12 protein-coding genes are annotated in these 16,356 nt (G+C 45.2%); all 12 read left to right on the top strand.

The genetic code is table 11. From position 1 onward, the window contains the following. Nucleotides 1-163 precede the first annotated feature (163 nt). Nucleotides 164-1,486, top strand: coding sequence for a chromosomal replication initiator protein DnaA (gene dnaA / locus ACFOJ8_RS11860; protein WP_380650894.1), 1,323 nt, complete (start codon nt 164-166; stop codon nt 1,484-1,486). Nucleotides 1,487-1,646: 160 nt separating this feature from the next. Beyond that, entirely contained in the window at nt 1,647-2,780 is a 1,134-nt protein-coding gene (gene dnaN / locus ACFOJ8_RS11855) for a DNA polymerase III subunit beta (protein ID WP_380650892.1), read from the top strand. A gap of 188 nt (nt 2,781-2,968) precedes the next feature. Further along, a complete protein-coding gene (gene yaaA, locus ACFOJ8_RS11850; RefSeq protein ID WP_380650890.1) occupies nt 2,969-3,184 on the top strand; it encodes a S4 domain-containing protein YaaA in 216 nt (71 codons plus the stop codon). Then, on the top strand, nt 3,181-4,278 hold the full coding sequence (gene recF / locus ACFOJ8_RS11845; RefSeq protein WP_380650888.1) for a DNA replication/repair protein RecF: 1,098 nt from the start codon (nt 3,181-3,183) through the stop codon (nt 4,276-4,278). The genes yaaA and recF overlap by 4 nt, the downstream gene beginning before the upstream one ends. A 14-nt stretch (nt 4,279-4,292) precedes the next feature. Beyond that, a complete protein-coding gene (gene gyrB / locus ACFOJ8_RS11840; protein WP_380650886.1) occupies nt 4,293-6,212 on the top strand; it encodes a DNA topoisomerase (ATP-hydrolyzing) subunit B in 1,920 nt (639 codons plus the stop codon). 17 nt (nt 6,213-6,229) lie between these two features. After that, nucleotides 6,230-8,719 carry a DNA gyrase subunit A gene (gene gyrA, locus ACFOJ8_RS11835; RefSeq protein ID WP_380650884.1) on the top strand — a complete coding sequence of 830 codons (2,490 nt, stop codon included), beginning with the start codon at nt 6,230-6,232 and terminating at the stop codon, nt 8,717-8,719. 155 nt (nt 8,720-8,874) lie between these two features. After that, on the top strand, nt 8,875-9,318 hold the full coding sequence (hutP, locus tag ACFOJ8_RS11830; protein WP_380650882.1) for a hut operon transcriptional regulator HutP: 444 nt from the start codon (nt 8,875-8,877) through the stop codon (nt 9,316-9,318). Nucleotides 9,319-9,419: 101 nt separating this feature from the next. Continuing rightward, a complete protein-coding gene (gene hutH, locus ACFOJ8_RS11825) occupies nt 9,420-10,928 on the top strand; it encodes a histidine ammonia-lyase (protein WP_380650881.1) in 1,509 nt (502 codons plus the stop codon). Further along, on the top strand, nt 10,921-12,579 hold the full coding sequence (hutU, locus tag ACFOJ8_RS11820) for a urocanate hydratase (RefSeq protein ID WP_380650880.1): 1,659 nt from the start codon (nt 10,921-10,923) through the stop codon (nt 12,577-12,579). The genes hutH and hutU overlap by 8 nt, the downstream gene beginning before the upstream one ends. Next, nucleotides 12,579-13,817 (top strand): imidazolonepropionase, encoded by a 1,239-nt coding sequence (gene hutI / locus ACFOJ8_RS11815; RefSeq protein ID WP_380650878.1) that lies wholly within the window; start codon nt 12,579-12,581, stop codon nt 13,815-13,817. Before hutU ends, hutI begins: the two co-directional genes overlap by 1 nt. A gap of 279 nt (nt 13,818-14,096) precedes the next feature. Beyond that, nucleotides 14,097-15,374: a serine--tRNA ligase gene (serS, locus tag ACFOJ8_RS11810; RefSeq protein WP_380650876.1), complete on the top strand. Its 1,278-nt coding sequence runs from the start codon at nt 14,097-14,099 to the stop codon at nt 15,372-15,374. 62 nt (nt 15,375-15,436) lie between these two features. Continuing rightward, the gene (locus ACFOJ8_RS11805; protein ID WP_380650874.1) at nt 15,437-16,354 is read left to right on the top strand and encodes a DUF2232 domain-containing protein; all 918 of its coding nucleotides are present in this window, start codon (nt 15,437-15,439) and stop codon (nt 16,352-16,354) included. The last annotated feature ends 2 nt before the right edge of the window (nt 16,355-16,356 follow it).

The following is a 16,356-nucleotide window of genomic DNA, read 5'->3' as shown; positions in this document are numbered from 1 at the left end:
CCCTTGGTTTTTTCGTTATAATTCTGAGTATGAATTTGTGGGAAAACCGTCCTGGTAACTAGATTTGTCCACAGATTGTGTGTAACCTGTGGACAGTTGTTCAGCACTGTGGAAATGAGTATCCACATACTGTGATTATGTGAATAGGAAAAGAGGACAATGTATGAGTAGTATTAAAGAAATATGGGAGAACACGCTAAAAGGCATCAAAGAAACCATTGCCAATGCCAGCTATCAGACATGGTTCCAAGATACTTCGATGGTCCACTTGGATAATGACACAGCTGTCATAAAAGCAGATACCCAGTTTCAGAGGGATTGGCTCGAGAAAAACTACAGCGTCCTGATCCAAGAGCAGCTCTATGAAGTCATGGGAGAGAAACCCGAGATCAGGATCGTCACAGAAGAAGAGGAAACATCGGTGAGAGCACCTGAGAAGACAGGACCAGAACCAGAAGTTTCAGTAAACAGCCAGCTGAACGTGAATAATACGTTCGAAACATTTGTCATTGGAAATGGAAACCGCTTCAGCCATGCGGCATCTCTCGCTGTCGCAGAAGCGCCGGCAAAAGCCTATAACCCACTCTTCATCTATGGGGGCGTTGGCCTTGGCAAGACACACCTGATGCATGCAATTGGACACTACGTACTGGAACATCGCCCAAACGCCAAAGTTGCTTACCTTTCTAGTGAAAAATTTACAAACGAGTTCATTAACTCGATTCGCGATAATAAAACCGAAGAGTTCAGGAATCGCTATCGCAATGTCGATGTCCTGCTAATCGATGATATCCAGTTTCTCGCAGGCAAAGAATCGACGCAGGAAGAATTCTTCCACACTTTTAACGCCCTTCACGAAGACAATAAGCAAATCGTCATTTCAAGTGACCGCACACCTAAAGAAATCCCAACACTAGAAGATCGGTTGCGTTCGCGCTTCGAATGGGGACTAATCACCGATATCACTCCACCAGATCTGGAAACGCGTATTGCCATTCTTAGAAAGAAATGCGAAGAAGAAAAAGTCGAAATTCCAAATGAAGCAATGATTTACATTGCAAACCATATCCATACAAACATCCGCGAACTGGAAGGCGCGCTGACACGGGTTGCGGCATATTCAAAACTAGTCAATCAGCCGCTGACTCCGGAAATGGTTTCAGAGGCATTAAAAGACCTCGTGACCCAGAACAAGTCAAAGAAAATTACAATCACGGACATACAAGAAGCGGTTGCGTCCTTCTACGATGTACAAATTGAGTCATTTGCATCCAAAAAACGCACAAAATCCATCGCTTTCCCACGGCAAATCGCAATGTATCTTGCTCGTGAACTTACAGATTACTCCTTGCCAAAAATTGGTGAGGTTTTCGGCGGTCGTGATCACTCTACTGTCATCCATGCCCATGAGAAGATCTCAAAAATGATTACAGAGGATGAACGGTTTAGACAAGAACTTGAAGAAGTGGAGAATCGAATCAGTTAGAGGTGTGAATGGTGTGGATAGATGGTACACTTTAACAAACAGTTTACCCACATGTGGATAACCTGAGCCATATAGCTTCAATCCACTTATCCACACATCCACAGGGCCTACTATTATTATTACTTTAAATACTACTTAATATATAAGGAGTCGCTAACTTATGAAAATCAGTATTAACCGTCAGTATTTCATCGAACAGTTGAACCACTGTCTCAAAGCAATATCACCTAGAACAACACTTCCGATACTCAATGGTATAAAACTCGAAGTAAAAGAAGATCATCTAATACTTACAGGCAGTGATTCTGAGATATCAATTGAAATTACAATACCTACTGAAATTGATAATGAAGAAATACTTGAAATCAATGAAACAGGAACAGTCGTATTATCAGGACGATTCTTTGTGGATATCATCAAGAAACTCTCAGGAAACTTTGTTCAACTTGAAACCAACGATACTTTCCAAACTAAAATTACTGCTTCACAATCAGAGTTCAACCTGAGTGGTAATGATCCAGACCAGTATCCACTATTACCTGAAGTAAATGATGAAGAAAGTATCATCTTGCCATCTGCAGTTCTAAAGACAATCATTAACCAGACCAATTTTGCAGTGTCACTTTCAGAGACCAGACCAGTACTGACAGGTGTCAACTGGCAGTTCGATGATACAGGCATCCAGTTTACCGCAACAGATTCCCACAGGCTGGCACTAAGAAGGCTTGAAGGAGATCAATTCGGTATGGATAGCATGCATGCCATTATTCCAGGAAAATCATTGAACGAACTCAACAAGATCATTAACGACTCGGACGACGAGGTGGAAATTCATTTTTCACAAAACCAAGTACTGATCAGCTACGGCAACATGCGTTTTATCTCCAGATTGCTTGAGGGCAACTATCCGGATACATCCCGCCTGTTCCCGGAAAACTACGAAACAAAAGTCACTGTGAACAATGGCGAATTCTACCATGCCATCGACCGTGTATCCCTGCTGGCAAGAGAAGGTGGCAATAACGTCATTCGCATGAGTGTGGAAAATGGCAATGTTGCCCTCTCCTCCAATTCACCTGAAGTCGGTACAGTACACGAAGATATCAGTACCGGCACTGTCGAAGGGGAAAATTTGAAAATCTCCTTCAACTCCAAATACATGATGGATGCACTAAAAGCGATCAACGACGAGGAAGTCACCATCGAGTTCTTCGGCACCATGCGTCCATTCACTTTGAAGGCCGCTGAATCGGACGCGGTCGTTCAGCTGATTCTGCCGATTCGCACATATTAAAATTTCAGTTCAAACTGCGACTGAGCCCCAGAAATTTAAAAAAAGGGGTTCTCAGTCGCTTTTTTGTTTCAAAGGGGAAACCCTTATTTGTGCCTTAAAACGCTCCTGAGCCTTTATTTGGGCTTCTGGGGTGAAATTTATTGAAAAATGTAGTATAATATATAGGTGAGATTAAGGAGGATGAGTGCATGGAAAGTATCCAGTTCGATGAGCTGATTACATTAGGAAAATTTCTTAAGCACGAAGGGATCATAGGAACCGGCGGAGAAGCCAAATGGTTTCTTCAGGAAAACGAAGTATTGCTGAATGGAGAACCTGAGAATCGCAGAGGGAAGAAACTGCACGAAGGTGATGTACTGGATCTCGGGGAATTCGGCCAGTTCAGAATCGAATATTCCAAATGATTTTGAATCGTGTACATCTTGGAGATTTCAGAAATTATGGAACGCTGGACCTTGAATTCCATCCAAAGCTGAATATCTTTATCGGGCGGAACGCCCAGGGCAAGACGAATCTTCTAGAGTCGATCTACTTTCTCGCCTTGGCTAAGAGTCATCGCACCTCAAAGGATAAAGAGTTGATCCGGTTCGGTCAGGATGAAGCTTATGTCAATGGTAATATAACGACTACCTACAGCACCCTCCCCTTGTCGCTCAGTGTGAGCGGAAAAGGAAAGCGTGCGAAAGTCAACCATATGGAAGTATCGAAACTCAGCCAGTATATTGGACATTTGAACGTAGTGCTGTTTGCTCCGGAAGATCTCAATATTGTCAAAGGATCTCCTCAGATCAGACGTAAATTCATAAACATGGAATGCGGACAGATCTCAAAAGTATATATCAACATGCTGAGCGGCTATCAGAAGGTGCTTGCTCAGAAAAATAACTATTTAAAACAAAAGAATGTCGATCGCGTCATGATCGATGTATTGAATGAACAGCTTGCATACTATGCAAGTTTAATTATTTTAAAGAGGCAACAGTTTGTCGATACCATTGAAAAATATGCCCGTAAGATTCATCGGGATATATCGAATGGCCAAGAAATTCTGTCAGTCAGATACAGGCCGAATATCAAATATGAGGCAACCGGTGCGGAAACGCTTGAGCAGGAGTTGAAACTGCTGCTTGACGAGGCGCTTGAACGGGAGATAGAAAGAGGCCAGGCGCTCATTGGTCCTCACAGGGACGACATCTCTTTCCACATTAACGACTACGACGTTCAAACGTACGGCTCTCAAGGCCAGCAGCGGACGACGGCACTTTCAATAAAGCTTGCAGAACTTGAACTGATAAATGAAGAAGTGGGCGAATACCCCATTTTGCTTCTGGATGATGTTTTAAGTGAGCTCGATGAAACAAGACAATCCCACCTATTGACCTCAATTCGTAATAGAGTGCAGACCTTCGTCACAACAACATCAATCAGTGATATCAATCACGCAATCATGGATGAAATGAAGACATTCGGTATAGAAGAAGGCAACGTGAAAGTATAATGGAAGGTGATAATATGGCTGAAAAAAATATGGAACAGTATGGCGCGGGTCAGATTCAAGTACTGGAGGGACTAGAAGCAGTCCGTAAACGTCCAGGAATGTATATCGGCTCCACAGCTTCAAAAGGACTCCACCACCTCGTATGGGAAATCGTCGACAACAGTATCGATGAAGCGATGGCTGGTCACGCTGATCGCATCACTGTAACGATTGAAGAAGATAACTGGATCAAAGTCACAGATAACGGCCGCGGAATCCCGGTAGATATTCAAGAGAAAATGGGACGGCCAGCAGTGGAAGTCATATTGACTGTCCTGCACGCCGGCGGTAAATTCGGCGGCGGCGGATATAAAGTATCTGGCGGCCTGCACGGTGTCGGCTCTTCCGTTGTAAACGCGCTGAGTGAAACACTTGAAGTCTACGTTCATTTGAATGGCAAAGTGCATCATCAGAGCTACACGAGAGGTGTCCCCGACTTTGACCTGAAAGTCGTTGATGAGACGGAAAAGACAGGTACTGTCATTCGCTTTAAAGCAGACGCTGAGATCTTTACAGAAACAACAGTATATGACACGGAAGTGCTGCAAAAACGGATTAAGGAACTCGCTTTCCTTAACAAGGGACTCGAAATCACTCTGATTGATGAACGGGGTGAAGAGGATGAATCTTTCGAGTACTATTATGAAGGTGGCATCAAGTCCTACGTCGAACAGATGAATGAAACACGGGATGTATTGCACGACGAGGTCATCTACATGCAGAGTGAGAAGGACGACGTTGAAGTTGAGATTGCACTCCAGTACCATAATGGCTATAATTCTACACTCCTTTCATACGCAAATAACATCCATACGTATGAAGGCGGGACGCACGAGGACGGGTTCAAGCGTGCGCTGACCAAAGTAATCAATGCCTATGGTGTGAAGAACCGCATCATCAAGGAGAACGAAGATCGTTTGAGCGGTGAAGATGTGCGTGAAGGCATGACTGCGGTCATCTCCATCAAGCATACTGATCCCCAGTTTGAAGGACAGACAAAGACGAAGTTCGGCAACTCAGAAGCAAGGCTTATCACAGATCAACTATTTTCTGAAGGATTCGATCGTTTCCTTTTGGAGAATCCGACAGCGGCAAGGATCATTGTCGAAAAAGGACTCACTGCGCAACGTGCCAGAGTCGCAGCTAAAAAAGCCCGCGAAATGACACGCAGAAAATCTGCTCTTGAAATCTCCAGTCTGCCAGGTAAACTTGCCGACTGTTCAAGCAAAGATCCGGCAAAAAGTGAATTGTTCATCGTTGAGGGCGATTCTGCCGGTGGATCCGCTAAATCCGGACGTAATTCCACGACCCAGGCAATCCTTCCACTCCGAGGCAAGATTCTAAACGTTGAAAAAGCAAGACTCGATAAAATTTTGAACAATAACGAAATCCGTTCCATGATTACAGCACTCGGTACCGGCATCGGCGAAGAGTTCGACCTGACCAAAGCCCGCTACCACAAGATTGTCATCATGACCGATGCTGATGTGGATGGTGCGCATATTCGTACGCTGCTGCTGACATTCTTCTATCGTTTCATGAAGCCGCTTATCGAAGCGGGATATGTCTATATTGCCCAGCCACCACTCTACAAGATCGAGCAAGGCAAGAATAAATACTATGTATTTGATGACAGGGAGCTTGAAGTACTCAGAAAAGAACTCAATGAGACGCCTAAGATGTCACTTTCCAGATATAAAGGTCTCGGGGAGATGAATGCGGATCAACTATGGGAGACTACGATGGATCCTGAATTCAGAACGCTTATGCAAGTCACCTTGGATGATGCGGTAGATGCAGACCAGACATTTGAAATGCTGATGGGCGATATTGTCGAACATAGAAGAAACTTTATTGAAGAAAATGCATTATACGTCCAGAACCTAGACGTCTAACCAGTGGAGGTAATTGAATGAGTGATAGAATCGATCGGTTGAAAGAAGTAAATATAAGTAAAGAGATGCGGACATCCTTCCTTGATTATGCGATGAGCGTCATCGTTTCAAGAGCACTGCCGGATGTCAGGGATGGTATGAAACCGGTCCACCGTAGAATACTGTACGGAATGCATGACAATGGGATGACTTCTGACAAACCGTATAAAAAGTCTGCCAGAATTGTCGGGGACGTCATGGGTAAATACCACCCCCATGGTGACTCCTCCATTTACGATGCGATGGTTCGTATGGCACAGGACTTCAGCTACCGTAACCCGTTAGTCGACGGCCAGGGGAATTTCGGTTCCATGGATGGCGACAGTGCAGCGGCGATGCGTTATACCGAAGCAAGAATGAGCAAAATTTCCATGGAAATGATGCGAGATATCAACAAAGATACCATCGATTTCCAAGACAATTATGACGGTAATGAGCGCGAGCCAGTCGTATTGCCTTCGAGGTTTCCAAATCTCCTCGTCAACGGTACGAGCGGTATCGCAGTCGGCATGGCGACGAATATTCCACCGCATAATTTGACGGAAGTAATCGACGCTGTACTCGCCTATTCCGAAGATAGCGAAATTACTCTCCCTGAACTGATGGAACATGTGAAAGGTCCTGATTTTCCGACAGCTGGTCTAATTGTTGGTAAAGGTGGCATCAGACAAGCATATGAAACGGGTCGTGGCTCGGTCATGATGCGTTCACGCTGTGAGATAGAGATGATGAGTAACGGTAAGGAGCGCATCGTCGTCTCTGAAATCCCGTATCAGGTCAACAAGGCAAGATTGGTTGAAAAGATTGCTGAACTCGCACGCGATAAAAAGATCGAAGGTATCACTGATTTGCGTGACGAAACAAGTCTTGCAGCAGGTGTCAAGATCATTATAGAGATTCGCAAGGATAAGAATGCCAACGTTATTTTAAACAACCTCTATAAGCAAACTCCCCTTCAGACCTCTTTTGGTATCAACATGCTGGCACTTGTCAAAGGGCAGCCTAAAATACTTGGTTTGAAAGAAGTGCTTGCACATTACCTGGAGCACCAGAAAGTTATTGTTACAAGACGGACGAAATTCGATCTGAAGCGTGCAGAAGACCGTGCACACATCCTCGAAGGGTTGAAAATCGCCCTTGATAATATCGATGCAATCATTGCACTAATCCGTGGCTCACAAAACGATGAGGCAGCAAGGACGGGGCTTATGGAACAATTCAACCTGTCCGAGCGCCAGTCGCAGGCCATTTTGGATATGCGTCTGAGACGTCTGACAGGACTTGAGAGAGGCAAGATAGAAGACGAGTATAATGAGATACTAAAAACAATCCAGTATCTTAAAGAAATCCTCGCCGATGATGAAAAATTGCTTCAAATCATTCGTGATGAACTGATTGAAATCAAAGAGAAGTACGGTGATGCGCGCAGAACCGAAATTACACTCGGTAGCCTATCAGATATCGAAGATGAAGATCTTATCCCTGAAGAGCAGATTGTTGTCACTCTGAGCCACAATAACTACATCAAACGCCTGCCTTCCTCCACTTATCGTGCCCAGCACCGTGGTGGACGCGGTGTGCAGGGAATGAATACAGTTGAAGATGACTTCGTCAGCCAGATTGTAACAATGAGTACGCACGACTACATTATGTTCTTTACGAATAAAGGGCGTGTGTACCGTCTTAAAGGATATGAAATCCCTGAATTCTCCCGCCAGTCGAAGGGAATTCCAGTTGTTAATATGCTTGAGATCGATAAGGATGAAGTGATCAGTACGATGATTGGTGTGAAAGATGAGGACACAGAAGACAAATTCCTCATATTTGCAACAAGGAACGGGCTCGTCAAGCGCTCGCCTTTGAGCGATTTCGAACGCATCAACAAAAACGGCAAGATTGCCATTTCATTCCGCGGCGATGACGAACTATTAGCCGTTCGTCTGACAGATGGTTCAAAAGAAGTTATTCTTGGTACAAGAGATGCCAATCTGATCCGTTTCGAGGAAACACAAATACGTACGATGGGTCGTACAGCAGCAGGCGTAAAAGGAATCAAACTGCGTGAAGATGATTATGTCATCGGGCTTGATGTCCTGACGGAAGGTCAGTCCATTCTCGTGGTCACTGACAATGGTTACGGCAAATGCACACCAGAAGCGGATTACCGTATTACGAACCGTGGCGGCATGGGTGTGAAAACTGCGAATCTGACAGAGCGCATCGGTGCATTGGTCTACATTGCTGCCATCGATGGTGACGAGGATTTGATGATCGTGACAAACCACGGTGTCCTCATCCGCCTGGTTATGGAGGAAGTCTCCTCCACCGGTCGTAATACTCAAGGCGTCAGACTCATAAAGATGAATGAGGATCAAAAAGTCGCAACAGTTGCGAAAGTGAAGGAAGTCACAGAAGCAAACGCAACGGACGCCGATCTCGATGCGGAAGCTGAAGAAACTGAAGAGTAGCATCCATTTTAAAAATACTTCTACGGTCCATGATATGTCATGGACCGTTTTTTGATTATATGGGCAATTGCGCTTATTTAGTGGAAGCGCTATAATGAAAATAGTCATTAGTCAATTAGAGGAACAAACATAGATGAATTTCGGAGAGGATGCCAATGAATTCGAATCAACAGCAGGCATTCGGCAAATATGCCGCACTTGTCGCTTTGACAGATGCTGACACAGCGTTCGGGCTTATGCCCGAATACAAGTCTTTCAAAGTAGTTACTGGAAAAGTCGGATCGATGGATCTTAAAAAAGTTATCTCTTCAGTCGAAACAGCGGCAAAACGCAACCAGCTGATCAATGGAGATATCTACCGGGAAACCCATGCACTCTACCATGCCATCATTGAGGCGGCAGAGGGTGTAACACGAGGGAAATTGAGCGTCGGTGAGGTCATGCGTACTGTAGGACTGACATTTTCGGTCGTGAGAGGTCGCCCGTATCCGGAGACCGTTGAAGGGGAATGGATTGCGGTGTGCTTCTACGGCACCATTGGTGCACCCATCAAAGGCAAGGAGCACGAAACACTAGGACTTGGCATCAATCATATCTAGCTACAATTGAATATACATGTCATAGACATTAGCTAATAGAGACACGATACATCCCAAAGGGATGCATGTGTCTTTTTTTATTGAAAAAAGGAGGCGTAAACGTGACCATTTTAACATTGAATGGACAGGAACTGACCATTGAAAAGATGAAGACGTTCCTAAATGACGACAGAAGTACCATCGAGATTTCAGAGGAAGCCTACACGAATGTCGAACGATCCAGAAAGACGGTTGAACGCATCATCGAAAACGAAAGTACGATATACGGCATCACTACAGGATTCGGACTGTTCAGTGATGTAAGGATATCGAGTGATAAGACAACGGAACTACAAGTTAACCTAATTCGTTCCCACTCATGTGGTGTCGGCAAGCCATTTGCAGAAAAAACGGTACTTGCCATGATGGTACTAAGGCTCAACACTCTGCTAAAAGGCCATTCTGGTGTAACAGTTGAGCTAGTGGAGCAGCTTAAGACATTCATCAATGAGCGCATTATCCCGAGAGTACCAGAACAGGGATCACTCGGTGCGTCCGGGGATCTTGCACCGCTTGCCCATCTCGCAATTACATTGATTGGGGAAGGAGAAGTATTCTACGAAGGGCAACTCTCGTCTGCACGTAAAGTCATGGAGCGTCTCGGCATTCTTCCCCTCACACTTCAGGCTAAGGAAGGACTTGCACTGATCAATGGCACACAGCCAATGACTGCACAGGGACTGATTAACTACATTGAGGCAGAAAAAATTATGGATGATAGCATCTGGATTTCTGCGCTTACCCACCAGGCTTTAAATGGTATCACTGATGCATTCAACGAGAAAGTACATCTATCCCGGGGGTACAAGGAGCAGGTTGAAGTGGCGAAAAGACTGAGATACCTCCTCGAAGGTTCAGAACTGACGACACGCCAAGGTGAGATTAGAGTACAGGATGCCTATTCGCTCAGGTGTATCCCGCAAGTGCACGGTGCATCACTGCAAACCCTCGCCTATGTGAAGGAAAAAATAGAGATCGAAATGAATGCTGCGAATGACAATCCACTGATATTTGGTGAGGAAGAAGTTATCTCAGGAGGGAACTTCCACGGACAGCCGATAGCGATAGCCATGGACCTGCTTAAAATTGGTGTGAGTGAAATTGCCAACATATCGGAACGACGTATCGAACGTCTTGTCAATCCGTCTCTCAATGGGGATCTTCCGGCGTTTCTCAGTCCACAAGAAGGCCTACAGTCCGGAGCAATGATCCTACAATATGCAGCAGCGAGCCTTGTTTCAGAAAATAAGACCCTTGCTCACCCGGCCAGCGTCGATTCCATACCGTCTTCAGCCAACCAGGAGGACCATGTTTCCATGGGGACCATCGGTGCAAGGCATGCACGCGACATTATCGATAATGTAAGGAACGTTTTAGCAATTGAATTGTTCATTGCCCTGACAGCAGTCGAGATTAAAGGAGAAGACAAACTCTCCCCAAGAACTCGAGATAAATTTGACATCTATCGTAGTCACGTTGCATTTATTAGCCAAGATCGTAATTTCAGTAAAGATATCAAAATACTTACGGATGAACTCAGACAAATTAAAGGGGTGGCGGAATATGTCTAGAAAAATTACTGCGAAAAAAGGATTGGAAATTGAGTGTAAAGGATGGGAGCAAGAAGCGGCATTAAGAATGCTCTACAATAATCTGGATCCAGAAGTGGCCGAACGCCCAGAAGACTTGGTGGTCTACGGAGGCATCGGTAAGGCAGCACGTAACTGGGAATCATTCGAAGCAATAGAAAGAACGCTGCGTGACCTCGAGAAGGATGAAACGATGCTGATCCAGTCCGGTAAACCGGTTGCGGTTTTCAAAACACACGAGGCGGCACCGCGTGTCCTACTTTCAAACTCTGTGCTTGTACCGAAATGGGCAAACTGGGATCATTTCAACGAACTCGATAAGAAAGGTCTCATGATGTATGGTCAAATGACTGCAGGTAGCTGGATTTACATTGGTTCCCAAGGGATTGTACAGGGCACGTACGAAACGTTCGCAGAATTGGCGAACCAAAACTATGATGGCAGTCTCAGAGGCACCATCACTCTGACGGCAGGACTCGGTGGCATGGGTGGTGCCCAGCCGCTCGCGGTAACGATGAATGAAGGGGTGGCGATCTGTGTCGAAATCGATCCGACAAGAATCCAAAAACGTATCGATACGCGTTACCTTGATACTCAGACCGATTCCCTAGATGAAGCGCTCGAAATGGCGGAAGCTGCCAAGAACAAAGGCGAAGCACTTTCCATTGGTCTACTCGGTAATGCGGCTGAGATTCATCATAAAATATTGGAGCGCGGATTCAATATTGATATCGTAACCGATCAGACATCTGCACATGACCCGCTGAATGGCTATGTTCCCATCGGTTATAGTCTTGAAGATGCGGATGCTTTGAGGGAGAGGGATCCGAAAGAATATATCAAGCTATCCTCACAGTCCATGGCCAAACACGTTCTAGCGATGCTTAAATTCCAAGAAAAGGGTTCGGTCGTCTTCGACTATGGCAATAATATACGTCAAGTAGCCAAAGATGAAGGTGTAGACAATGCCTTCGACTTCCCAGGGTTTGTGCCAGCCTATATCCGTCCGCTCTTTTGTGAGGGAAAAGGACCTTTCCGATTCGTGGCATTGAGTGGAGATCCAAAAGATATTGAAGCGGCTGACAGAAAGATGCGCGAACTGTTTCCTGAAAATGAAAAGCTTCTGAGATGGCTCGATATGGCCCAGGAAAAAATTGCATTTCAAGGTCTGCCGGCAAGAATCGCATGGCTAGGATATGGTGAACGCGCAAAGATGGGTATGGCTCTAAATGATATGGTCGCCAGTGGTGAGATATCTGCGCCGATTGTTATTGGACGCGATCATTTGGATAGTGGCTCTGTCGCCAGTCCGAACCGTGAAACAGAAAGCATGAAGGATGGCAGCGATGCTGTTGGGGACTGGGCGATTTTGAATGCTTTAGTCAATACCGCTGCTGGTGGTTCATGGATCAGTGTCCACCATGGTGGAGGCGTCGGAATGGGCTACTCGCTTCATGCCGGTTTGGTTGTGGTGGCAGATGGTACTGAGAATGCAACACGTCGTATTGAGCGCGTACTGACGAGTGATCCTGGCATGGGTGTAGCAAGGCATGCTGATGCGGGATACGAAATTGCGATCGACACAGCTAAAGAACGCGGCATCAATATTCCAATGCTCAAGGAGGAACAATAATGAACGATATCATTATAAAAAACATAAGTGCACTTATTCTGCCGAAGAAGAGTGAGCAACCATTGAAAGGCAGTGAAATGGACGAACTCGAGATTATCGAAGATGCAATGATTGTCATAAAGGATGGTCATGTCGTCTATCGGGGTGAGGAAACGAAAGGTTATGAAGCGACTGAGGAGATTGATGCCGACGGTATGGTTGTCTCCCCTGCTCTCGTCGATCCACATACTCACGTTGTGCATGGAGGATCAAGGGAGCACGAGATGGCGTTAAAACGCCAAGGAGTGGATTACCTCACAATACTTGAACAAGGCGGTGGCATACTCAATACGGTTGAGCAGACACGTAAAGCCACTCATCAGCAACTCCTAGATAAGGCATCGAAAAATATTATACGAATGATCCAGCACGGCGTGCTTACAATTGAAAGCAAAAGTGGTTATGGTTTGGATCGTGAAAATGAACTGAAACAGCTTGAAGTTTCCCGGGAAATATCTCAAAAATTCCCGATTACGATGCGTCATACGTTCCTTGGCCCGCATGCCATACCGAAAGGCATGGATAAAGATGTGTTCCTGGATGAAATGATCGAACTCCTCGATGAAGCGCAGGCATATGCCGACTTTGCTGATATCTTCTGTGAAACAGGTGTGTTTACAATTGAGCAGTCCAGAAAATATATGAAAGCTGCGAATGCTCTTGGTATGCGTGTGAAGATCCATGCGGACGAGATTGATCCGCTTGGGGGCCTTGAGCTCGCCATCGAACAGAATGCCATTAGTGCAGATCACCTTGTTGCTGCAAGTACGAACGGAAAGAATTTGCTACCGGATTCAGATACCGTTGCCGTGCTGCTCCCAGGGACGACATTCTACCTTGGTAAAGATCAATTTGCCGATGCTCGTGGCATGATCGAGAACGGTGGTGCAGTCAGTCTCGCTACCGACTACAACCCGGGTAGTTGTGTTACGGATAACCTGCAGATGATCATGGCAATCGCAAGTCTTAAACTGAAAATGACACCGAATGAAATTTGGAATGCTGTGACTGTTAACGCAGCCCATGCCATCGACGTGGATAAAGGGACGCTTGAAGCGGGTGATCAGGCGGATATCGTTTTATGGGATGCGCCGAACCACGAATATATTCCTTATCACTATGGCGTCAACCATGCACATACAGTCATCGCAAAAGGACAAGTCGTATATCGACGACCGGGCCTTGAACCACTTCGATAGTCTTGCATTTTAGCTACTTTCATTATAGAATGGGGATAAGTTGAATATGAGTCACTTGAAGGAAGCAGTAGTGTTCCGTTGTTTTAGAGAGGTCATGGGTGGTGAAAATGGCTGCAGTGGAATATGAATTTCCATCCTTCTATAAGAGTGACCGGTACCCCGTACCGTTAAATGAATGAGATGGTGCTTGATGCACCAAATTAGGGTGGCAACGCGTATACCACGTCCCTTTCCGGGGCGTGGTATCTTTTATTTTTTATAAAGATGGAGGGCAAACTTATGTTGGATATCAAGACGATTCGCAATGATGTTGAACAAGTGAAGGCAAAAACGCAAAAACGTGGGACGGATCCTGCAATCATAGACGAGATTCTCGAATTGGATGAATCCCGCAGACAGCTGATTCAGAAAACCGAAGAACTGAAAGGCAGACGCAACAAGGTTTCTGAAGAGATTGCTCATAAGAAGCGCAATAAGGAAAATGCCGATGATGCCATTGCTGCGATGCGTGAGGTCGGTGAAGAAATCAAGGATATAGATTCAAAACTAAATACCATAAAAGCTGATTTTGAAGATAGGATGAGCCGAGTACCGAATCTAATCCACGACGACGTTCCAGAAGGGGCGGATGATTCCGAGAACGTCGAGATACGCAAATCGGGCGAGCCGCGTCAGTTCGACTTTGATCCGAAGGCACATTGGGATATTCTTGAAGATCTTGAGCTTGCAGATTTTGAACGGGGAGCAAAAGTTTCCGGTGCAAGATTCGTATACCACACCGGTGACGGCGCACGTCTTGAACGGGCACTTATGAACTTCATGCTCGAAGTTCATGGCAAGAATGGATACAAAGAGATGATGACGCCTCAGATTGTGCGTGCAGAAGCAATGTATTCAACAGGTCAACTGCCTAAATTCGAAGAGGATCTCTTCAAAATAGATGGTATGGAAATGTATACTATCCCGACATCTGAAGTGACTCTGACAAACTTCCATAAAGATGAAACTTTGCCGAACAACCAGCTGCCAGTAAAATTTACTTCTCAGACTGCCTGTTTTAGAAGTGAGGCAGGCTCTGCTGGTAGAGATACACGGGGTCTGATCCGTCTTCACCAGTTCAACAAAGTGGAGATGGTCCGTATTGAGCGCCCGGAAGATTCTTGGGGTGCACTCGAAGAGATGACGACTCACGCAGAAAATATACTGAACTTGCTTGGCTTACCCCACCGCACAGTACTACTATGTACTGGGGATATCGGTTTTGGATCTTCCAAGACATACGATGTTGAAGTATGGTTGCCGAGTTACGAAGATTATAAAGAAATCAGTTCAATTTCCAACATGACGGATTTCCAAGCGCGCCGGGCAAACATCAAGTTCAAGCGTGATCAGGACGCGAGACCGGAACTGCTGCACACACTGAACGGCAGTGGGCTTGCAGTTGGCAGAACAATGGCCGCCCTTCTTGAGAACTACCAAAATGCGGACGGTTCGGTGACAATCCCTGAAGTTTTGAGACCTTATATGAGTGGTCAGGAAAAGCTTGAAGCGTTATAATAATAGTATTGGATGCTCCTATTCGTTTAGGAGCTTTATTTTATGGTTGGAGGAGTGGAAATTTGGATAAAAGAGTATCAATGCTTCAATTGATGCTGGTATTGCTTGTTGTATTCGTGTTCATCACGCTTACTGATGTCAGTCTGCTTTTCGGCGCAGTACTGTTACCGTTCGCCGTCTATTTTCTGGTCAAGCTAAAAGATCAGTCAAATTATCATTTTTGGCTGACATTTGCCAGCTTTCTCATACCTGCCGCATTACTTCTCTCGGCGGATGCCTGGATTTGGTTTGTGGTATTATATATAGTGGCGATAGTGGTCCACTATACACTAAAGAAAGAATTATCTCAGGAGCTGACACTATTCTATGTGACTGCCACACTGATGCTTTCATTTATAGGCATATTGAACCTGCTTCAAGGTCTCGGAGTGGTCCAGCCCATCTCTGACACTTATTTGGAGATTCGCGGGTGGTATATGGAACAGCTCCAGATGTACGGGACTTTTGCTTCTGACCTCGATACGGATCTCATCCGGACTTCGCTAGATCAGATCTTCATCAATATACCTGCTTATATTACAGTGATTGCATTCCTACTGGCACTCTACACTGTACTAATGCAGCGTGTTCTTTTCAGTTCATCGCACATGAAAATGTGGAACTACCGTTCGTTCAAATACTGGGCTTTCCCGCGTTACGTCCTTTATTTATTTTTGGTGCTGTTTATAGTATCATTTTTTACAACTGAAGGGACGACAGCCCAGTCTACGATCGGCAACTTGCTGATTGTTGTGGAGTGGATACTTTATATACATGGTCTTAGCTTCAGCTATTTCTTCTTCCGAGAAAAGAAATTAAATATGGTAATTTCAATACTGCTGCTGATTCCATTGGTCATCCTAAGACCGCTCACGATACTCATCGGCATATTTGAAATGATCTTCAGGATAAGGACACTACTACAGTTGAAAAGGAAGTGATA

This window comes from Salinicoccus sesuvii (assembly GCF_042648145.1).
Lineage (GTDB): Bacteria > Bacillota > Bacilli > Staphylococcales > Salinicoccaceae > Salinicoccus > Salinicoccus sesuvii.
Note: the sequence above shows the minus strand (reverse complement) of the source record. Positions and strands in the feature narration are given on the sequence as shown.